Consider the following 20,823-nt stretch of genomic DNA (forward strand, 5'->3'; position numbering starts at 1 on the left):
TTTATTGCGTACAGAGAGGTAAAATCCGTAATTACATATGAATCAGTCAGATGCCGCAATAACATAATTTAGTGAAAGGAGTTAGTGAAATTACATAAGTGAGCGATATAATGCTGCAATTTCTTCAACTGATGTATCTCTTGGGTTACCAGGACGGCATGCATCAGCATAAGCTGATTCAGATAAGAACTGAACATCATCTTCTTTTGCAATTTCCTTGAGATTTGCAGGAATACCAACATCTGAAGAAAGTTTCTTAACTGCATCAACAGCAGCTTTACGATATTCTTCCTGAGTCATATTTTCAACGCCTTCAACGCCCATTGCTTTTGCGATGTATTTGTATTTGTCGCCTGTGAATGGAGCATTGTATTCCATTACTGTTGGGAGAAGAATAGCATTGGCAACGCCATGCGGTGTATCATATACAGCACCAAGTGCATGAGCCATTGAATGAACGATACCAAGACCTACATTAGAGAAACCCATACCTGCGATATACTGACCGAGAGCCATGCCTTCACGTCCTTCTGGAGTATTGTCAACAGCACCTCTTAATGAGTTAGATATAATCTCAATAGCTTTTAAGTGGAACATGTCTGTCATTTCCCATGCGGCTTTTGTAGTATAACCTTCGATGGCATGTGTAAGTGCATCCATGCCTGTTGCGGCTGTAAGACCCTTTGGCATGCTTGACATCATGTCTGAGTCAATAACTGCGATTACAGGAATATCATGTGTATCAACACATACGAATTTACGTTTCTTTTCGACATCTGTGATAACGTAGTTAATAGTAACTTCTGCTGCCGTACCTGCGGTAGTAGGAACTGCTATAATAGGAACACATGGTTTCTTAGTAGGAGCAACGCCTTCGAGGCTTCTTACATCAGCAAACTCAGGATTGTTGATGATAATGCCGACAGCCTTTGCTGTATCCATTGATGAACCGCCGCCGATTGCAATTATGTAGTCAGCACCTGAAGCTTTGAATGCTGCAACACCGGTCTGTACATTTTCAATTGTAGGATTTGGTTTGATATTTGAATAAATCTCATAGGCAAGCCCTGCTTTGTCAAGAACGTCAGTAACCTTCTTTGTTACATTAAACTTGATGAGGTCAGGGTCTGAACATACAAATGCCTTTTTAAATCCACGTACATTTACTTCATCAGGAATTGAGTTGATAGCTCCTGCACCATGATAAGATGTTTCGTTTAATACAATTCTGTTTACCATAATAATAGTTCCTCCATGTTTTATTTAAAAAATCAAGATGTAAATACCTTTGCTATTATTTTAACAAATTAGTACCAAAATGTCAAAATAATTTGGTAGATTTGTATTAAGTTTTCTGATAAAAATATGTAATAAATTGATTATGATTATAAAGTCTGTGTAAAGCTGTAGTTTTGACTTGCTTTATACACATTAATACAAGTCGGAATAGGTAACTTTTGAAAAAAGTAATAGGATTTGGGTATTGTAATGAATAAAATCATTGTCTAAAATATAACAAAATCAAACAAAAAGATTTATAGAAGAATGAGTTTAGGAGGAAAGCGACATGGCAGAAACAAATGTTGTTGAAAAACAGCCTGTTACAGATGAATACCTTAAAAAGATGGATGCTTACTGGCGTGCAGCAAACTATCTCGGAGCAGCACAGCTTTATTTACTTGATAATCCACTTTTACGTGAGCCGCTTACTATGGAACATGTAAAAAAGAAGATTGTTGGTCACTGGGGAACAGTTCCGGGACAGAATTTTGTATATGTTCATTTGAACAGAGTAATTAAAAAATATGATCAGGATATGATTCTTATTTCAGGTCCGGGCCATGGCGGAAATTTCTTTGTAGCCAATACATATCTTGAAGGAACTTACAGTGAAGTATATCCAAACATCGGTGAGGATATGGATGGACTTAAAAAGCTCTGCAAGCAGTTCTCGTTTCCGGGCGGTATTTCAAGCCACGTTGCACCTGAGACACCTGGTTCAATCAATGAAGGTGGTGAGCTTGGTTATTCACTTGCACATTCATTTGGTGCAGTATTTGATAACCCTGATCTTATTGCAGCCTGTATAGTTGGTGATGGTGAGGCAGAGACAGGTCCTCTTGCAACATCATGGCAGTGTAATAAGTTCTTAAATCCTAAGACAGATGGTGCAGTTCTTCCTATTCTTCATCTTAATGGATATAAGATAAGCAATCCTACAGTTCTTGCACGTATTTCACATGAAGAACTTGAGCATTTCTTTGACGGATGCGGCTGGAAGCCATATTTTGTTGAGGGTAGTGATCCTATGGAAATGCATAGAAAGATGGCAGAAGCTCTTGATACTGTAATGGATGAGATTAAAGCAATCCAGAAAGACGCAAGAGAAAATAATAATACAGAAAGACCTAAGTGGCCTATGATTGTACTTCGTACACCAAAGGGCTGGACAGGTCCAAAGGAAGTAGATGGCAATCAGATTGAAGGCTCATTCAGGGCACATCAGGTACCTATCATGATGGATAAGCCTGAACATCTTGATATGCTTAAGAACTGGCTTGAAAGTTATCATCCTGAAGAACTTTTTGATGAGAACGGAAAGCTTATACCTGAACTTAAAGAACTTGCACCTGCAGGTGACAGAAGAATAGGTTCTAATCCACATGCTAACGGTGGTAAGCTTTTAAGAGATTTGAGACTTCCAGATTTCCGTGAGTATGGAATTGACGTTCCTAAGCCGGGTGCCGTTGAAGCACAGGATATGATTGAACTTGGCGGATTTGTAAGAGATATATTTAAGTTGAATGATGATGCCAAGAATTTCCGTATATTCGGACCTGATGAGACTATGTCAAACAGACTTGGAAAAGTATTTGAAGTTACTAACCGTGACTGGAATAATGAAAAATATGATACAGATGAATTCCTTGCACAGGACGGACGTGTAATGGATTCAATGCTCAGTGAGCATATGTGTGAAGGCTGGCTTGAAGGGTATCTTCTTACAGGACGTCATGGATTCTTTGCAAGTTATGAAGCATTTATCAGAGTTGTAGATTCAATGTGTGCACAGCATGCAAAATGGCTGAAGGTATGTAACCAGCTTCCATGGAGAGCATCTATTGCATCATTAAATCTTATATTAAGTTCAAATGTATGGCAGCAGGATCATAACGGATTTACACATCAGGATCCGGGATTCCTTGACCATATTGCCAATAAGAAAGCAGATGTTGTAAGACTTTATCTTCCACCTGATACTAACTGTCTTCTTTCATGTTTTGACCATTGTATCAGAAGCCGTAACTATGTAAACGTACTTGTTACATCTAAGCATCCAAGACAGCAGTGGCTCACAATGGAGCAGGCTGTAAAGCATTGTACACAGGGTATCGGTATCTGGGAATGGGCAAGTAACGACCAGGGTCAGGAACCTGATATTGTTATGGCATGCTGCGGTGATACACCTACACTTGAGACTCTTGCAGCAGTTACAATTTTAAGAAAGGCACTTCCGGAGATTAAAATTCGTGTTATCAACGTAGTAGACCTTATGAAGCTTGAGCCTAAGTCAAAGCATCCACATGGATTAAGTGATGCAGAATATGATGCATTGTTTACAAAAGATAAACCAATCATATTTGCATTCCATGGTTACCATACACTTATTCACGAACTTACATACAGAAGAACTAACAGAAACATTCATGTATATGGATATCAGGAAGAAGGAACTATCACAACTCCATTCGATATGCGTGTCCAGAATGAAATTGACCGTTTCCATCTTGTAAAGAATGCTGTTAAGTATCTTCCACAGCTTGGCAACAGGGGTTCATATCTTGTTCAGGAAATGAATGACAAGCTTGTTGAACATAAACAGTATATCCATGAATATGGTATTGATATGCCGGAAATTAGGGATTGGAAATGGGATATGTAACTATATGATTAAATAAATTTGCTATAATAGATACCTTTTCTTACATAATTCTATAGAAAATGCAGGGCATACTAAATGGTTGGCTCTGCATTTTCATTTTTATGTAAAATTAAATCAACAAAGTTTTTTATGACTTATTTTTCTTACGGAACTGTGCCGGCGTAATCTTATATTTGTCAGTGAAAATTTTATAAAAATATCCTTTGTTCTGGTATCCGACTTCGTGAGAAATCGTGTCAATTGTGTGGTCAGTGTTAATCAGCATGTCTTCAGCTTTTTTGAGACGCAGTGACTGAAGATATTCCGTATATGTAAGACCAGTCTGGCTCTTGAGCAGCCGGTTAAAGTAATCTTCCTGAAAATGAAATTCATTGGAAAGCTGCATAATTGAAATATTATTAAGATTATTATTGATATAATTAGTGATTTCTTCAAAAAGAATCCAATTCATACGTTTGCGGAGCTGCTTTGACAGAGAAAATTCATATTTGGTACTAAGAATGTGAAAAATTCTTATGAGAAGTCCCTGACATATAAAAGGAGAGGCTTCATCATGACGCTTTAGTTCTTCAACAAGGCTTGTAAGTGTCTGCTCCATTAAAACTTTTCCATCGGAATGTGGACGGAAGTGAAGATATTGTTGTAATGTTTTCTGTTCAAGTAATGCAGTGCTTAAAAAAGAAGAAATACGTTCTGTCGTAACATGATGCTTTACAATATCGTCAAACATGAAGTTAGTTATGCCAAGAAACAGAATAGTTGCATTGCTGCTGTCAAGAATCTCCTGATGCTGGCAGTTCTTATCTATAAGGCACAGTTCGCCTTTATGGAATGTGAATTCGCTGCCGAGAATCTTCTGACGGTATTCTCCGTCAATAATATAAAATAATTCAAGATATTCATGTGAGTGCATCTGGGTTCTCATGCCATGTTTAAAATGACAGCTGTATGTAAATGGTGTATCACATGGAAGAATAGTTGCATAAAGGCTGCTGTTATCAGGTATATCCCATAGCAGAGTAAATAAATGCTCCTTGTCGGGCATGGGATATTCCTTTACTTCTATATCACGGGATGAATATTCAGGACAGACAATGCCGAACTTCTGATAGATATCGGGAGTTTCGATATTGTGTTCATCATATATAAGTTGTTTTGTAAGAGACTGCAAATCCATATATAACCACCAAATTTATAAAATGTATATTGATAATATAACACAATATTTTTAAATTGCAAGTAAAAATGTTAAAAAAATTCAAGAAAAATATAGAAAAATGTCAAAAATAATGTTAATATTATTTTATAAGTAAAAGGCATATTTTATTAATATGTATAAACGGGAGCGTATAAATATGGATATTGCAGTTTGTGATGATTCAATATAAGATTGAAAATTCAAAAAGAAACATGAATTTACAAAAGCTTGTAATAAAACAGCGTGGACAGATTCAGACTGTAGCATATAAATCAATAATATATATAGAGGGCAGCAACCATCTTGTTAAAAATTCGGCAGATAAGAATCGGAAAAAGAAAATCAGAAGCTCAGAACACGGATGGGGAATGAAAATTCTTGATGACATAGCACAGCAGTATAACGGAAGGCTTGAATACGGTTTTAAAGATGGCATATACAGTACTATGTTTTCTCTTGTATATACGAATAATCAGGAGGAAGGCATATGATAACTGCGATTAATTTCTTTTTGTATTTTTTTGGCTCTGGTATTGAACTGGTAGCTATTACATTTATGCTGACACCTAAAAAATCAAAATTATCGGCATTTATTATTATGTTTATGTCATTTTTTTCGGAGCCACATATAAGTTTTTCTATGTCAATGACGACAGCGGCATGCAAAGTGTAATTATATCACTTATTTTGCAGGCTGCACTTATAATAGCAATGAAGCTGGCTTTTTTCAGTTACAAAATATATAGGTGAAAAGGATAAAGACAAGGCCTTGGCAATGATTGATGAATTGAACGAGAAACTGAAGTAAGATAAATTATAATTAAGATAAAAAACATCTGACAGATTTTAACACTGCCAGATGTTTTTTATGTTGAATTTTATAAAGATGCAGAGTTGTCTTCCTTGACGGTATCAATGAGACCATGCATTTTATCTGCAATACTTTCAAGGATTTTGACATTCTCTTCTTCATTATTAGTAGTTTCAGAAGCATGTGCTGAAAGCTGTTGTGAAACAGCGGATATTGTCTGGATAGAATCGACAATTACATTGTTGGCATTTTTAAGTTCAATTATGCTATGTGTGAGCTGTTCAACATTATCGCGTATTGCATATGTATTATTCTGAATATTGTCAAAGCTCTTTGCTGTACTTTCGGTTGAAGTTTTTTCTGTGTTGATTCCGTCAATCATTTCGTAGATTACAGTTACAACTTCTTCAATAGCAGTTGAAATATTTTCAATAAGTTTTGTTATATTTTCTGTAGCATCACCTGTCTGAGTTGCCATTTTTGAAATTTCAGTTGCAACTACAGCGAAGCCCTTACCGGCTTCTCCGGCTCGTGCGGCTTCAATGCTTGCATTGAGGGCAAGTAATTCTGTCTGTGAAGCAATTTCTTCAATCATTGCTATGATTGAATGCATTTCTTTAATACGTACACTGAGGTTAGAGAGCTTGTCTGCCACATGCTGACCGTTTTTAACTGAAATATCTACATTTGCAACAAGCTGTTCAACATCTTTGCTGCCGCTTGTAAGTATGTTTAATGTTTCCATCATGCTGTCAGATATTTCATTTGCAGCAGTGTCAACAAGGCTGACTTTTTTCTGGATTTCTTCAGTTTGTGAGAGCTGGTTCTGTACTGCGTCTGCTGTATCGGCAGCACCGGTAGAAACCTGAACCATTGTTGACTGTGTAAGTTTTGCTGAATCATTTAACTTTTCAAGCTGCGTATATATTTCTGCAATACCATTCTGCATATGTGCAGACATCTGGGAAATATCGTCAAGAACTTCCTGTGTCTTTTGCTGTGATTCTTTAACGACATCAATTTTCTGCTGTGCATTTGCCTTTGTTGTAAGTGCGAGCAGACATGCGAGTACACCTGTTATTAATACTGTTACAATCTGGATTGCAGCTGCATCAAGTCCGAGATAACCAAATTTTCCGGTTGACGCACCGATAAATACGGATATGAAACTTTCAATTACAACACCTGTGTTTACCATAAGCATGTATTTGAAATCATTGTAAACAGATACGATGAATATCATTGGAAGAGCCATAACATATATTGCACTGCATGAAGTTGTAAATATTGTGCATGTATAAAATACGGCATAACCAATTGCTACAAAATGGCGTATTGCCTGTGATTCATGGTTTTTCCCCCATGCTATGAATTCGCATATGACAGGTGCAAAGCCGATTGTTGTAAGAATTATTACAAAAAGCCATGATTTTCCTCTTGTTGCGGCTTCAAGGATGCAGAATAAAGTTATAATAATAACTTCAACAAGGTGTGAATACATTGCAATTTTGTTGTTGCGTTCCAGCTCGGAAGCATGATTCTCGATTTTCTTTTCTACTTTTTTGAAATTTTTATTAATTATTTTATCTGTCTGTTTTTTCATAAAATCTCCATTTCTGTGTAATTAACATAGATATTAAATTGGTTTACGAAATTGTATAAAATAATTATAGTCTGTATTCGGATAATTTACAACAAAAAAATCATGTCGGTAGTTTTTGAAAGCCGGCATGATTTTTTTGTGATTATTTAAATGTTTTTTAAATATTCTTCATCAGAAATATGTGAGTATTTAACTGCTTTTAAAATGGCTGCTGACATAACTTCGGCTGCGAGAGTACCTACAATATTAATGTCTGCTTTCACAGGCTCATTACCGGATGGAATACTTGCAGCATATATTGTATCGCCGTCTGCCATTGTGCCTACAGGATTGATGCATCTTGCATAGGCATTTCGTGTCATTGAAGCGATTTTACCCATCTCGGCTTTTGAAAATTCAGCATTTGTTATAATTGCACCGATTGTTGTATTTCCTGTAAATGGGTCTTTTGGCAGCATATTGTGGAGTGCTGCTGTTATGCTGTCGGCAAAGCCTGAACGGTCAGGTTTGTGGAATCCGGCGATTTTTTCTCCTGTTTTGGGATTGAAAATGTCACCGAGTGCATTGACGACAACAATGGCTGTGAGTGTGAGTTTTCCGACTCTCACAGAATGTATTCCAAGACCTGATTTCTGTGCGTAATTCATGCCTCCGATTTTACCGACGGTTGCACCTGTACCGGCACCGACATTGCCGATAATCTCTGATGTTTCATGATTTTTTGCTTCAACGGAATCACCGGCTGTAAAATCAGCAGATGAGCGGTTAAGTGCGTTTGTGCATGCTTCGTAACCCATTTTGTAGTCAGGGCGGACATGCGAATTACCATAACCAAGGTCGAATATGCATGACTGGCATACAAGCGGAACTTTAGCGACGCCGGTATCATATCCGATACCATTATCTTCAAGACATTTCATTACACCATCTGATGCGGCAAGTCCATATGCTGAGCCGCCTGAAAAAACGATTGCATTTACGGGATTGTCAGCTGTGAGCGGCATTGTAAGAGGGGTCTCTCTTGAGGCGGGACCTCCGCCGCTTATATCGCAGCCAACCTTTGCACCGTCAGGAAAGTATATTACCGATACGCCGGTTTTGGATTTATTGTCTGCTGCATGACCGAGTTTAAATCCAAGTGTGCCGTTGGTTGCAGTGTTTACATCAATTTCATTAAAGAACAGATTTTGCTGATTCATTTTTAACGCCTCCTGCTTTTAAAACCTTGTAAAGCGTGCGTGTTAAAATGCTTCCTACAACAAAACAGATTACGGCTTCAATAGCACCCTGAACTCCTACAAATGCGATTACGAACATAAATGGATTTGTGGCACCAAATGCCTGAGCAAAGCCCTGTATATACTCAGTGTTGTAAAAGAATATTACAAGTGAACTCATGAAAAGCAGAGTATTAAGAAGAGGGCATGCAAGACTTGCAATGTAAAATGATGCCTTTGTAAGGTGCTTTGATTGACGGAGTGCTTTGAATATAAGACCTGTAAGCCAGCCTTCAAGTACACGCATTACAACTGTAGTGATAAATGTTCCAAACGGATTGATTGTAAGAAGTACAGAACCGAATGCACTCATGCCGAAAGTCTGGTAGAAGCTTGTGAGACCAAAAGCCGCACCGCATACCGCACCGCCGGCAGGACCTAACATTACGGCACCGACAGTTACCGGAATAGTCAAAAGTGTTACAGAAAGTCCCGGTGTTTTAATATAACCGAGTGGTGTGAGAGCCATAACGATAATAATTGCGACCATTAACGCAAGCTCGACTAAAAATTTTGTGTTTCCCTTAGAATTCATAATATCCTCCTTGTTTTGCGAAGCAAAATCCGAGCTCCTCAAGCGAGGAGAGGATTGCCTCCTTGTTTTGCGAAGCAAAATCCGAGCTCCTCAAGCGAGGAGAGGATTGCCTCCTTGTTTTGCGAAGCAAAATCCTAATGTGCATCTTTGATGCAATATGCCTCATGATGATGAAAGGATTTTCTTCTTTTTTAATTAAATATAGGGATAAAAATGAACGCTAAAATTAAAGAGACATCAAGGCTTGTTAGCAACATGAATGTCTGACATCAGAATAAATACTTTTGCTAATACAATCTGTCAGAACAGTTTGTTATGTAACCGCCTTAAAGGTCGGTTCTTTTTAAAAGTATTTAAAATAAAATATAGTGAATAAAGCTGATGCATTTTCTTTAAAGAATAACGCTCATTGATATATTAGCACAAGTTATAAAAAAAAACAATGTAAATGAGAAATAATATAGTTGATTTTTCAAGTAATATACTATATACTATAACTATATAGTATGAGCGTATAAGTAGATATAGAAAAGAAAAGAGGCATTTATGAAACTATTTTTAAAATATATAAAGCCATATGTTTATTATTATATTTTAGGACCAATTTTTATGCTGGTTGAAGTTGCGGGTGAGATTATCCTGCCATGGCTGTTGTCAAAGATTATTAATGTCGGAGCAGCCAATCATGATGTAGGATATATAACAAGAATCGGGCTTGTCATGGTTTTAGTGGCAGTATGTATGGCGGTCGGAGGCGTGCTTGGTGCATGGTTTGCGGCTAATGCAGCCATGAATTTTGGTGCTGACCTGCGTATGGATTTATTTGAAAAGATACAGAAGTTTTCATTTAACAATATAGATAAGTTTTCAACAGGGTCGCTTATTACGAGGCTTACCAATGATATTACGCAGATTCAGAATATGATAATGCAGACACTCCGGGCGTGCCTTCGGTCTCCGGGAATACTTATAGGTGCAATAACTATGGCATTTGTAATAAGTCCATCGCTTGCTATTGTATTTATAATTGTCGTTCCTGTACTTGTTATTTCTATTATTATAATAATGAAAAAGGCATTTCCAAGATTCAAGGCTTTGCAAAACAGCATTGACTGTCTTAATTCGTGCGTTCAGGAGGGGCTTGTCAACATAAGGCTTATTAAGTCATTTGTGAGAAAAGATTATGAAGAAAAGCGTTTTGATGAGCATAATAAGGACTTGTTTGATAAAAATATCCATGCCATGAATATTATGATTAAGTATCAGCCTGTCATGACGCTTGCACTCAATGCTACGACCGTTGCTGTTGTATGGTTTGGCGGCAACATGATTATAGGTGGGAAGATGCAGGTGGGCGACCTTACGGCATTTACTAATTATATAGTCCAGATTATGGGAAGCCTTACGATGCTTTCAATTGTATTTTTAAATTGGGCAAGAGCAGTCGCATCATTTAGAAGAGTAAGAGAGGTGCTTGAAGAAGAGATTGACCTGACAGATGATAATGCATTATATAAGGAAAGAAAAGTTGAGGATGGAAATATATCATTTAAAAATGTGTCGTTCAGATATTATAAGAACAGTGAAGAAAATGTCTTGTCGAATATAAGCTTCGATGTAAAAGCAGGACAGACACTTGGTATTATCGGTCCGACAGGAAGTGGCAAGACTACACTTGTGTCCCTTATTTCTCGTCTTTATGATGTTGATGCGGGTGAAGTATGTGTGGATGGAGTTAATGTCAAAGAGTATTCGCTTGATAATTTAAGAAATGGTATAGGCATGGTACTTCAGAAAAATACGCTGTTTTCGGGAGATATTTATGAAAATCTCAGGTGGGGCAATGAAAATGCAGATGAAAAAACGATTGCACAGGCAGCGGCAGACGCACAGGCTGATAAGTTTATAAGAGGCTTTAGAGAAGGATATAATACACAGCTTGGACAAGGTGGTTCTAATGTGTCGGGCGGACAGAAGCAGAGACTTTGTATTGCTAGAGCCTTATTAAAGCATCCTAAGATATTGATTCTTGACGATTCGACAAGTGCGGTTGATACTGCAACTGAAAAATATATAAGAAATGTATTATATGGAAAGTATTCAGATATGACAAAGATAATTATTGCACAAAGAATTACATCAGTTATGGAAGCTGATGAGATTCTTGTCATGGATAATGGATGTGTAAAGGGATTTGGAACACATGAAGAACTTTTAAAGACATGTCCTTTATATAAGGAAATATTTGATATCCAGATAAGTAAGGAGGTGGGGTAATATGCCACCAATGGGCGGAGTTACCGGAGCCATGAAAGGAACCGGCGGGTCTATGGGAAAAAAGAAAGAAAGACCCAAGAATACTAAAAATACGATAATCCGTCTTTTTTCTTATATGAAAGAGACAAAACTTCAGCTGGCTGGTGCATTGTGTTGTGTTCTCGCGAGTACAGCCAGTACGCTTGCGGCATCGTATATGTTAAGACCGGTGATTAATAATTATATTATAGGATTTAATGAAAATGGCGGTATAAAGAGTCTGGCGATGGCACTTGTTGTTATGGCATCGGTTTATCTTCTGGGAGTTCTGGCAACATATTTCCAGGCAAAGCTTATGTTAAAAGTGTCACAGAGAGCAATGTTTTCTTTAAGGCGTGATTTATTCGTACATATGCAGAAGCTTCCGGTATCATTTTTTGATATGAACAGCAAGGGTGATCTGATGAGCCGGTATACTAATGACGTTGATGTTGTAGGTGAGATGTTAAACAGCACGGCAGTACAGCTGTTTTCCGGAATAATGACGCTCGTCGGAACATTTGCGATGATGATATATACCAATATATGGCTTTCATTAATAACATTTGTCATGGCACCTGTTATTATTTATTCCGGCAGATTTCTTGTGTCACGAAGCAGGAAGTATTATGCAGCACAGCAGAAGTCGCTCGGTGCCCTAAACGGGTGTATAGAGGAGACAATAAGCGGCCAGAGAGTTGTCAAGGTTTTCTGCCATGAAAAACAGGCAGTGGAAGATTTTAGAAAATATAATTATGACTTGAAAGACAAGCAGATAAAAGCACAGTTTTTTGGTGGAATTATGGGACCTGTTGTAGGAAATCTCGGACAGGTCAATTATTCGCTTACAGCTATGATTGGCGGTATTTTATGTGTGCTTAAAGGCTTTGACATCGGAGGACTTACGATATTTGTAACTTATGCAAGACAATTTTCAAGACCGATTAATGAGATTACAATGCAGATGAATACAATATTTTCTGCACTTGCCGGTGCAGAGCGAGTGTTTGATATATGTGATATGGAAGTGGAAGATGTAACGGGTGATATTCCTGACAATGTGAAAGGTGAGATTGTCATGGATGATGTTACATTCGGATATAGAAAAGATACTCCTGTATTAAAACATATAAGTCTTGTTGCGAAAAAGGGACAAAAGATTGCTTTTGTAGGTTCAACAGGAGCGGGAAAGACAACAATAACTAATCTGCTGACAAGATTTTATGAAATATGGGACGGCAGAATTACGCTTGATGGCAGGGATATAAGAACATTAAATATGGAAGAACTGCGTAAGAATATAGCACTTGTACTTCAAGACACACATCTTTTTACGGGAACAGTCATGGAGAATATAAGATATGGAAGGCTTGATGCATCTGATGAGGAGGTTATAGCGGCAGCAAAGACTGCCAATGCTGATTACTTTATACGTCATTTGTCAGAAGGATATGATACTGTGCTGGAGGGAGATGGCTCTAATCTCAGTCAGGGCCAGAGGCAGCTTCTTAATATTGCCCGTGCGGCATTATCCAAGGCACCGGTGCTTATAATGGATGAGGCGACAAGTTCAGTTGATACAATTACAGAGCGTCAGATTCAGGATGGAATGGACAGACTTATGTCAGACAGAACTACATTTGTAATTGCACATAGATTGTCTACTATAAGAAATGCGGATGCCATTATGGTTCTTGAGAATGGAGAAATTATAGAATGGGGAACACATGAGCAGCTTCTTGCAATGAAAGGAAGATATTACGAATTATATACAGGAAAAGCAGAACTAGATTAAAAATAATATGCACTGTTTAATAAATGATTTTTTGGGGAATAATGCTTTTGAAAAATCATATTAAAACAGTTAATTAAGGAGTGCATATATGAAATCCGGAAGCATTATTGAAGAAGTTACTGCAAGAGAAGTATTGGATTCAAGAGGAAATCCGACTGTTGAAGCGTGTGTAAAATTATCGGATGGAAGTGTAGGATATGGGATATCACCGAGTGGTGCATCAACAGGTATATATGAGGCACTGGAATTAAGAGATAATGATAAAAAAAGGTATATGGGAAAAGGTGTTCTTAATGCTGTAAAAAATGTTAATACAGTTATTAACGACACATTAAAGGGCATGGAATCTTGTGATATTTATGCCATTGATGCGGCAATGATTAAAGCTGACGGAACAAAAGATAAGTCAAAACTTGGTGCCAATGCAATACTTGCGGTGTCTATAGCAGCATCACATGCTGCGGCTGCGTCATTAAAGATTCCTCTTTACAGACTGTTTGGTGGAATTGCAGCTGATACTATGCCTGTACCTATGATGAACATATTAAACGGTGGTGCACATGCGGGTAATACGCTTGATGTGCAGGAATTTATGATAATGCCTGTTGGTGCCGGGAATTTCAGGGAAGGGCTTCGTATGTGTGCTGAAGTATTTCACACTTTGAAGAGTATATTAAAAAAAGACGGGTATTCGACAGCAGTTGGAGACGAGGGAGGATTTGCACCTGACCTTGTAAGCGATGAAGAGGCATTGTCTTATATTGTAAATGCAATAGAAAAAGCCGGATATATTCCGGGAAAAGATTTTGCACTTGCAATTGATGCGGCAGCAAGCGAATGGAAGGGAAGTGTGTGTGGAGAATATGAGCTTCCTAAGTCAAAAAATACTTTTACTTCTGAAGAACTTGTTATACACTGGGAGCAGATAGTTGACAGATATCCGGTTATATCTATTGAAGATGCACTAGACGAAGAGGACTGGGAAGGCTGGAAAATGCTTACAAACAGGCTTGCACACAAATGTCAGCTTGTAGGAGATGATTTATTTGTCACCAATACTGAGAGGTTAAAAAAAGGAATAGAGAGCGGATGTGCCAATGCAATTCTTATCAAGCTTAATCAGATTGGAACCGTGTCTGAGACAATTGAAGCTGTAAAGATGGCTCACAAAGCCGGATATAAAGCGATTATATCGCATCGTTCGGGTGAGACAGAAGATACGACTATTGCAGACCTTGCTGTAGGCCTTAATGCAGGCCAGATAAAATGCGGGGCACCAAGCAGAAGTGAGAGAGTCGCAAAGTATAACAGGCTGCTTAGAATAGAGGATGAAATTAATGGAAAATATGGATTACAAATTACTGATAGATACGGCGGCACTGGCAGGAACGGTAATGCTTGAAAATGGTGCTGAAATTTACAGGGTTGAAGAGACAATAAATTATATTCTCAAAGTGTCAGGACTTAAAACAACACAGGCGTTTGTTATTTCGACTGGATTTATGATTTCTCTTGATGACCCTGATATTGACGCACTTACAGTTGTACGTCGTGTAAATAAAAGCACAACTAATCTTAATATGATAGCAAGCGTCAATGATATTTCAAGAAAGTTTTATAAAGGTGAAATTACGCTTGAGGAGGCTTTTTATCAGATAAAACACCTGAAAAGAAATGTATATCCATGGTGGCTTAAAGATATATGTATAATTCTTGGAGTTGCTTTTTTTACAGGTATGTTTGGAGGAAACTGGCAAGACATGTTCTATACAGGAATAGTGGGGCTATGTCTTGTCGGATGGCTGCATATTGGAAAAGTAACTGAATTTAATGATTTGATACAGGATTTGATTTCTTCCGTGATTATTTCGGTTATTGCATCGCTTTTTGTAAGATTTAATCCGCAGCTTCACCTTAATCATGTTATTGTTGGTGCAATAATGGTTCTTGTTCCCGGAGCCGCAATAACCAATGCTATACGTGATACACTTCATGGAGATTATGCGGCTGGAAATGCCAAAATTCTTGAATCATTTGTCCGTGCAGCAATGATTGCACTTGGTGTATATGTCGGATTTCTTATAATGGGAGGTGTTGTGAGATGATTATGCAGTGTATATTTGCCTTTTGTGCAATTATCAGTTTTTCAGTGATAAATGAAGCACCTAAAAAGTGCCTTTTTATAAATGGTGTTCTTGGAATGGCAGGCTGGGCAGTTTACTTATATATAGACAGAATTTCAACAATGCTTACGGCAACTTTTGTATCAGGGCTGGTGCTTGCTGTTGCTTCACATATACTTGCAAGAATATTAAAGACACCGGTTACGACGATGCTTATTCCCGCAATTCTTACTATTGTTCCGGGAGCAGGAATGTATCAGACCGTCTATAATCTGTTTCTGTCAGACATGGATGGTGCATTATCAAGCCTCGTATATACGATAGGTGCAGCTGGAGCGATTGCGATTGCAATCTTTCTTGTTGATGCATTTGTAGTTGCAATAAAGAAAATTGTAAAAAAAAGACCGCAAACTGATTGATTATTACAATTAGGTTGTAATTTATTCAAAAAGTATTGCAAAAACATGTCGAAAAGTGTTAAATATAAGTAAAGATTTTAAATTTTCTAACAAAAAAAGTTGAAATCAAATTCGTGAGTATATGTTATTTGAGAGGTACATTATATAGGTGGCGGGGATGACTGAGACGATAAAAAATGATGACTACATATTTAATTATATTTCAAATAAAAGTATAAAGAATATAATGACCGATGAAATAAAGTATTTTTTCAGCGATAAAAGAAAAATATGCATGGTAAAAACAGACAATGAAAAAATTGAGTTTTATGGCAAACTTAGTGATATAGAAGCTGATTTGAATAAAGTGCCATTTGTGAGGACACATCAGTCTTATCTGGTAAATTGTAAATACATAAAAAATACAAGCTATAATCATGTTGAGTTAATGGACGGAGCTGTTCTTCCTGTAAGTCAGTCAAAGAGGAAGAATATTTATAATATTTTTGGGAAGTACAGAAAGATAATAGAAGATAGTGATTATTAATTTAATTAATGTATGGTGAGGGAAATATATGAAAAGATACAGGAAACTTTTTTATTTAATACCGGCATTTGCGGTAATGATATTTGTTGGCTGTTCAAATAAAGGCAGATCGTCTGAAAATGTTGATTATGAATACAGTGATTACGTGTTTGATAATGATGCACCTCAGTATTATATGAGTAATAGCAGTGCGGCATCACCAAGCGGGTATTATTTTATAGGTGATGCTGCAATATCTACAGGCTCTGAAAGATTTTTGTATTATTTTGATATGGTTAATAAGAGTGTTATGCCTCTTTGTACTAAGCTTAATTGTGAACATAATTCGCAGGATTGTGATGCATATGTGTCTGATAAAAGCAGAGTAACCGGAGGTTTATGGTATTATAATAACCGTCTTTATATGATTGAAAGAACAGATGAGAAAGACCTGCTTGTTTCATATGATAAAACCGGACGTGACAAAAAGACAGAAGCGGTACTTTCGGTTAATGGAATGTCTGTTGTAAGCAGCAGGCAGAGAGCATGTTTCAGCCACGGAAAGCTGTATTATATTTTAACTTCCGAAAAGACGCAGTATCTGTATTACGTACAGGTTGGCACAAATACACAGCCACAGTTTATAAAAGAATATTCGACTGTATATGGTATAAGAGAGACAATTACATTGTATCCTGTTGGCGAAAAGGTATATGTAAAACTTGTAAGCGGCATTACAGATGTTACAAATGATTATGTACTTGAGAGTATAGATATTAATGACAATAATGTGTCAAAAGTTTACGATCACATGTCAGACGGAAGTATTTTCAGAGGCGAGGCTGATGATTGGAATAATGGTGCATATATTGATGAATCGGGAAATATGTATTTTATTTCACTGACAGAAGATTCATATATACTTAATAAGATGAATACAGTTTCAAAAGATAATGAAGAGATATTTGTTATTGATTTATCACAGGACACAGGGAAAAAGGAAGCGTATACAGACTTTCTCGGAATTGATGATAAGTATATTTATATTCTTGAACGTGTTGATTTTTCCATTGTCGAAAATAGAAAAAATAAAGAATTAAAAAACAAACTTGATATATTGGATACAAAAGGAAATATTGTTGACGTTATAGAATTCACAACAAATGACGAGTATGCAAAAGAAAATCAAGTGGGAACAGAGGGGAATGGATTACAGTTTGATTTTTTTAACGGAGACAGCAGATATATGTTGTTTGCTGTAGAAGGATATTCTAAAACAGGGGTTGAATTTTCAGAACAGAATATAAAAAAATATAAAGAATGTGTTGAAAAGTTAAGAGGACAGCAAAAAACTGTTACAACATATTCTTATGCTGTTATTGACAAGAAAGATATAGGAACAGGAAATTGTAAGATTATTAATGTTACACCTTAGTTTTATATATGGGGAGTGAGGTGTGGTATATGGAAATTGTAAGAGTTTTTCGTAAAATTTGGGGCATTGTTATTGTTATATTGGTTATAGCTGCAGGCATGTGCATTTTTAAAACAAACAATGATAATGATAAAAAGGCATATGATTATTATAGCAGCCTGACTGATGAATATATAAGCAATCTTAATAAAATGTCACAGGACGAAGCTTATAAGTCTGTGTTTTCGGTGAAACTTGAAGATAACGAAGAAGCACAGTATATACGTCAGGCAAGGGCAGTCTTAAAAGATAAAATAGAATATGCACAAAATTATAAAAGCAAAGTAACGGATATGGCAGGATATGAAAAGATATTAAATAGCAGCCTGTATGCCGACGAGGATAATTTCGGAAGATTAAATGCAAAAAAATATGCAAAAGACATAAAAAAACTGGCGGATATGGATGTTACTCCGGCAAATACCGCAGCGATTGAGAAATTCATGGATTTTAAGGAAGGCTCTGTTATATTTGCCATAATGATTATAATGCTCGTTGTTATTTTTGTGGATGAGCGTGATAACCGCATGATTTATCTTACACATGCATCATCCTGCGGAAGAGTCAATCTTATATTAAAAAGATGTGGAATATTGTGTCTGTTCAGTTTTATATGTTCATATATTTTTAATACATTAATATACGGAATGTTTCTTTATATGTACGGAGGCATCAGGTATCTGAATGTTACGATACAAAGTTCACAGATGTTTTCAATGTTTCCGCTAAAAATAAGCATATGGCAGTTTTTTATCATGTATTGTGCGATATTCGCTGTTGCAATGATATCTTTTGGTTTAATTTCGTATTTGTTTGTGAGTATGTTTAAGAATTATAAGATTGCAATGGTTGTTATTCTTGCAATATTTTTGTGTGAATATCTTTTATATAACAATATTGAAAAGAATAGTGCACTTTGTATATTACATTATGTAAATATTATTAATGTGATAATACCGCAATATTCGTATTTTATATATGAAAATTGGGGATATACGGGATTTATTGCCGATATATCGGGGACAACATTTGTGTTGACGGCAGTTATTGCATGTATTGGTTTTTGTGGCATGCTTTTAATGGGATATTATATCTATCCGGACCGGAAACAGGGATTTTTAGATAAAGTATATCAGAGATTAAGAGAATTATGGCAGCAGATTTTTGGCAGAACCAATTCGGTTTTTATGGAATTTTATAAGTCATTTATAATTCAGAAAGGATTTATAATTCTTATTCTGGCAATATATCTGTTTGCAAATTGTAAGATATACAGAGGCGTTAATTATAGTAACAACAATTTGTATCTTGTAAACTTTTATGATGAATTTTCGGGGCGGATACCTGATGAAGAATGTGATACATATATATCTGCTTTAAAAAATAATATAGATGAATTAAAAAAGATTGAAAATCTTACATATAACCAGAAAAAGTCTGTTTCAGATATGGAAAGTGCATATGCTGTCATGGTTTCAACTGTTGAACATGTAAGAAAAATCAGCAATGAAAAATCTATCAATGCAGTTATTGTAAAGCCGGATACTTATAATGATATTCTGGGAGAGCGTAATTATAATAATCAGGAGAGCATTAATCTTATTTGTATAATTGCAATTATACTGATGACTGCCGGGGATTTTTCATATGAAAGAAAATGTGGAATGTATGTACTTTCGAGAACATCAAAAAAGAGGAATATTACATGGATTAATAAGACTGTGAAAGTGGCATTGACAGCAGTTGTAATATGGGGGATATCATTAGCTTTTAATTACACTAATGAAGTATCTTTATATACATTTAACAATATAAATGCACCGGTTCAAAGCCTTATTACGTTTGCAGCATTTCCACTAAAAGTTTCAATCCGTGGGTATATGGCATTGTGTCAGATTATAAGGCTGATAATGTTTATTGTCATAGGATTTATGGTATTGGGAATTTCATTTTTTATGGATTATAAGAGGTCAGTTGCACTTTCCGTGGTAATTTTATTGCCACACGTTCTTTATATATTGAAAGTTCCATTTATGTATTATCTTTCTGTTGTAATACCGGTTGATTTTAACAGGTATTATATAAGGTTTGCAGGAGGCATAGGAATGTTTGTTATGCCTGTTATGATGATTATATCAGGGCTGGTTATTTATATTATTGCTCTGAGAAAATGGAGGGTATCATGAAAAAATTAATATTTATTATATGTCTTGCAATGTTTATGGTGACAGGGTGCACAAGTGGTAATGATAATAAACCAGCCGGCAATAATTCACAGAATGAGTCACAGATGCAGTCACGGACCGATAATGATAATGTGCCGTCAAAATCGGAATCGAAGTATATATGGGAAGAAGAGCCATTGTATGATAGCAATATTGATATGTCGGGAGCTGTTGATGAAACATTATCAAAAGTTATAAGCATATATAATGGCAATTCGGATGCAAAAGAATTAATTACAGATGATGTGAAGGCTGATATGACATCAATAATAGAAAAGTGGTATAATAACAAATTTTATAATGTCAAGAATATCAAAAAATCTGAAATGTTAAAGCTGGACATAGAATCATGCGACAAAGAGTTGGTAATGTGTGACGGCAGACCATATATTAAAGTTACATTCCGTGTCTCGGCAATGAATGGCGGTATGCGTGGAGAAGATAAACTTAATGCCTTGCTTGACTGTTCAAATGACAGATACAGTGTGTATAAAATGTGGTATTACGGTAAGTATAGAAATACAAGTGGCTCATTTTAAAAAAGAGAATAAAAAAACGTCAAAAACCTACTTGACAACTAGGAATATAGGGAATATAATTCAAAACATAGCAATCATACT

Annotated in this window: 17 protein-coding genes; 12 read left to right on the plus strand and 5 right to left on the minus strand. The window is 36.3% G+C overall.

Annotated elements, in window-relative coordinates; genetic code table 11:
* Positions 1 to 90 precede the first annotated feature (90 nt).
* Positions 91 to 1,239 carry a lactaldehyde reductase gene (gene fucO / locus WMO38_RS02165; protein ID WP_349161261.1) on the minus strand — a complete coding sequence of 383 codons (1,149 nt, stop codon included), beginning with the start codon at positions 1,237 to 1,239 and terminating at the stop codon, positions 91 to 93.
* 328 nt (positions 1,240 to 1,567) lie between these two features.
* On the opposite strand from fucO, the gene WMO38_RS02170 reads away from it, so the two are divergent.
* On the plus strand, positions 1,568 to 3,943 hold the full coding sequence (locus WMO38_RS02170; RefSeq protein WP_021865791.1) for a phosphoketolase family protein: 2,376 nt from the start codon (positions 1,568 to 1,570) through the stop codon (positions 3,941 to 3,943).
* Positions 3,944 to 4,070: 127 nt separating this feature from the next.
* Here WMO38_RS02170 and WMO38_RS02175 read toward each other — a convergent pair whose 3' ends face one another.
* Positions 4,071 to 5,120 (minus strand): AraC family transcriptional regulator, encoded by a 1,050-nt coding sequence (locus WMO38_RS02175; RefSeq protein WP_021865790.1) that lies wholly within the window; start codon positions 5,118 to 5,120, stop codon positions 4,071 to 4,073.
* A gap of 197 nt (positions 5,121 to 5,317) precedes the next feature.
* Between WMO38_RS02175 and WMO38_RS02180 the strand changes: the two genes are divergently transcribed.
* Positions 5,318 to 5,632 (plus strand): GHKL domain-containing protein, encoded by a 315-nt coding sequence (locus WMO38_RS02180; RefSeq protein ID WP_349161503.1) that lies wholly within the window; start codon positions 5,318 to 5,320, stop codon positions 5,630 to 5,632.
* Positions 5,629 to 5,814: a hypothetical protein gene (locus WMO38_RS02185; RefSeq protein ID WP_349161262.1), complete on the plus strand. Its 186-nt coding sequence runs from the start codon at positions 5,629 to 5,631 to the stop codon at positions 5,812 to 5,814. The genes WMO38_RS02180 and WMO38_RS02185 overlap by 4 nt, the downstream gene beginning before the upstream one ends.
* Positions 5,815 to 6,019: 205 nt before the next feature.
* Here the strand turns inward: WMO38_RS02185 and WMO38_RS02190 are convergent, their stop codons facing one another.
* From WMO38_RS02190 to WMO38_RS02200, 3 genes are all read right to left on the minus strand, one after another.
* Positions 6,020 to 7,555 (minus strand): methyl-accepting chemotaxis protein, encoded by a 1,536-nt coding sequence (locus tag WMO38_RS02190; RefSeq protein ID WP_349161263.1) that lies wholly within the window; start codon positions 7,553 to 7,555, stop codon positions 6,020 to 6,022.
* A gap of 146 nt (positions 7,556 to 7,701) precedes the next feature.
* On the minus strand, positions 7,702 to 8,754 hold the full coding sequence (locus WMO38_RS02195; RefSeq protein ID WP_349161264.1) for a P1 family peptidase: 1,053 nt from the start codon (positions 8,752 to 8,754) through the stop codon (positions 7,702 to 7,704).
* Positions 8,729 to 9,367, minus strand: coding sequence for an ECF transporter S component (locus WMO38_RS02200; RefSeq protein WP_349161265.1), 639 nt, complete (start codon positions 9,365 to 9,367; stop codon positions 8,729 to 8,731). Before WMO38_RS02200 ends, WMO38_RS02195 begins: the two co-directional genes overlap by 26 nt.
* Positions 9,368 to 9,913: 546 nt before the next feature.
* Between WMO38_RS02200 and WMO38_RS02205 the strand changes: the two genes are divergently transcribed.
* From WMO38_RS02205 to WMO38_RS02245, 9 genes are all read left to right on the plus strand, one after another.
* Positions 9,914 to 11,644 (plus strand): ABC transporter ATP-binding protein, encoded by a 1,731-nt coding sequence (locus WMO38_RS02205; protein ID WP_349161266.1) that lies wholly within the window; start codon positions 9,914 to 9,916, stop codon positions 11,642 to 11,644.
* A 1-nt stretch (position 11,645) separates the two neighbouring features.
* The gene (locus WMO38_RS02210; RefSeq protein WP_435390969.1) at positions 11,646 to 13,457 is read left to right on the plus strand and encodes an ABC transporter ATP-binding protein; all 1,812 of its coding nucleotides are present in this window, start codon (positions 11,646 to 11,648) and stop codon (positions 13,455 to 13,457) included.
* An 88-nt stretch (positions 13,458 to 13,545) separates the two neighbouring features.
* Positions 13,546 to 14,859, plus strand: a complete 1,314-nt coding sequence (gene eno, locus WMO38_RS02215) for a phosphopyruvate hydratase (protein ID WP_349161267.1) — start codon at positions 13,546 to 13,548, stop codon at positions 14,857 to 14,859.
* The gene (locus WMO38_RS02220; protein WP_186835895.1) at positions 14,795 to 15,562 is read left to right on the plus strand and encodes a threonine/serine exporter family protein; all 768 of its coding nucleotides are present in this window, start codon (positions 14,795 to 14,797) and stop codon (positions 15,560 to 15,562) included. The genes eno and WMO38_RS02220 overlap by 65 nt, the downstream gene beginning before the upstream one ends.
* Positions 15,559 to 15,999, plus strand: coding sequence for a threonine/serine exporter family protein (locus WMO38_RS02225; RefSeq protein WP_021865780.1), 441 nt, complete (start codon positions 15,559 to 15,561; stop codon positions 15,997 to 15,999). Before WMO38_RS02220 ends, WMO38_RS02225 begins: the two co-directional genes overlap by 4 nt.
* Positions 16,000 to 16,156: 157 nt before the next feature.
* Positions 16,157 to 16,525 carry a LytR/AlgR family response regulator transcription factor gene (locus tag WMO38_RS02230; protein WP_349161268.1) on the plus strand — a complete coding sequence of 123 codons (369 nt, stop codon included), beginning with the start codon at positions 16,157 to 16,159 and terminating at the stop codon, positions 16,523 to 16,525.
* A gap of 28 nt (positions 16,526 to 16,553) precedes the next feature.
* The gene (locus tag WMO38_RS02235) at positions 16,554 to 17,939 is read left to right on the plus strand and encodes a hypothetical protein (protein WP_349161269.1); all 1,386 of its coding nucleotides are present in this window, start codon (positions 16,554 to 16,556) and stop codon (positions 17,937 to 17,939) included.
* 29 nt (positions 17,940 to 17,968) lie between these two features.
* The gene (locus WMO38_RS02240; protein ID WP_349161271.1) at positions 17,969 to 20,164 is read left to right on the plus strand and encodes a hypothetical protein; all 2,196 of its coding nucleotides are present in this window, start codon (positions 17,969 to 17,971) and stop codon (positions 20,162 to 20,164) included.
* Entirely contained in the window at positions 20,161 to 20,742 is a 582-nt protein-coding gene (locus WMO38_RS02245; RefSeq protein ID WP_349161272.1) for a hypothetical protein, read from the plus strand. Before WMO38_RS02240 ends, WMO38_RS02245 begins: the two co-directional genes overlap by 4 nt.
* The last annotated feature ends 81 nt before the right edge of the window (positions 20,743 to 20,823 follow it).

Origin of the sequence: Lachnospira hominis (ex Hitch et al. 2025) (assembly GCF_040096395.1) — a bacterium.
Classification (GTDB): domain Bacteria; phylum Bacillota; class Clostridia; order Lachnospirales; family Lachnospiraceae; genus Lachnospira; species Lachnospira hominis.

Bases quoted from the DNA above. Each gene is read 5' to 3' on its own strand.
- fucO (WP_349161261.1), bottom strand. From the start codon at position 1,239: ATGGTAAACAGAATTGTATTAAACGAAACATCTTATCATGGTGCAGGA.
- WMO38_RS02230 (WP_349161268.1), top strand. From the start codon at position 16,157: ATGACTGAGACGATAAAAAATGATGACTACATATTTAATTATATTTCA.
- WMO38_RS02170 (WP_021865791.1), top strand. From the start codon at position 1,568: ATGGCAGAAACAAATGTTGTTGAAAAACAGCCTGTTACAGATGAATAC.
- WMO38_RS02205 (WP_349161266.1), top strand. From the start codon at position 9,914: ATGAAACTATTTTTAAAATATATAAAGCCATATGTTTATTATTATATT.
- eno (WP_349161267.1), top strand. From the start codon at position 13,546: ATGAAATCCGGAAGCATTATTGAAGAAGTTACTGCAAGAGAAGTATTG.
- WMO38_RS02195 (WP_349161264.1), bottom strand. From the start codon at position 8,754: ATGAATCAGCAAAATCTGTTCTTTAATGAAATTGATGTAAACACTGCA.
- WMO38_RS02220 (WP_186835895.1), top strand. From the start codon at position 14,795: ATGGAAAATATGGATTACAAATTACTGATAGATACGGCGGCACTGGCA.
- WMO38_RS02200 (WP_349161265.1), bottom strand. From the start codon at position 9,367: ATGAATTCTAAGGGAAACACAAAATTTTTAGTCGAGCTTGCGTTAATG.
- WMO38_RS02240 (WP_349161271.1), top strand. From the start codon at position 17,969: ATGGAAATTGTAAGAGTTTTTCGTAAAATTTGGGGCATTGTTATTGTT.
- WMO38_RS02225 (WP_021865780.1), top strand. From the start codon at position 15,559: ATGATTATGCAGTGTATATTTGCCTTTTGTGCAATTATCAGTTTTTCA.
- WMO38_RS02190 (WP_349161263.1), bottom strand. From the start codon at position 7,555: ATGAAAAAACAGACAGATAAAATAATTAATAAAAATTTCAAAAAAGTA.
- WMO38_RS02210 (WP_435390969.1), top strand. From the start codon at position 11,646: ATGCCACCAATGGGCGGAGTTACCGGAGCCATGAAAGGAACCGGCGGG.
- WMO38_RS02180 (WP_349161503.1), top strand. From the start codon at position 5,318: ATGATTCAATATAAGATTGAAAATTCAAAAAGAAACATGAATTTACAA.
- WMO38_RS02245 (WP_349161272.1), top strand. From the start codon at position 20,161: ATGAAAAAATTAATATTTATTATATGTCTTGCAATGTTTATGGTGACA.
- WMO38_RS02235 (WP_349161269.1), top strand. From the start codon at position 16,554: ATGAAAAGATACAGGAAACTTTTTTATTTAATACCGGCATTTGCGGTA.
- WMO38_RS02175 (WP_021865790.1), bottom strand. From the start codon at position 5,120: ATGGATTTGCAGTCTCTTACAAAACAACTTATATATGATGAACACAAT.
- WMO38_RS02185 (WP_349161262.1), top strand. From the start codon at position 5,629: ATGATAACTGCGATTAATTTCTTTTTGTATTTTTTTGGCTCTGGTATT.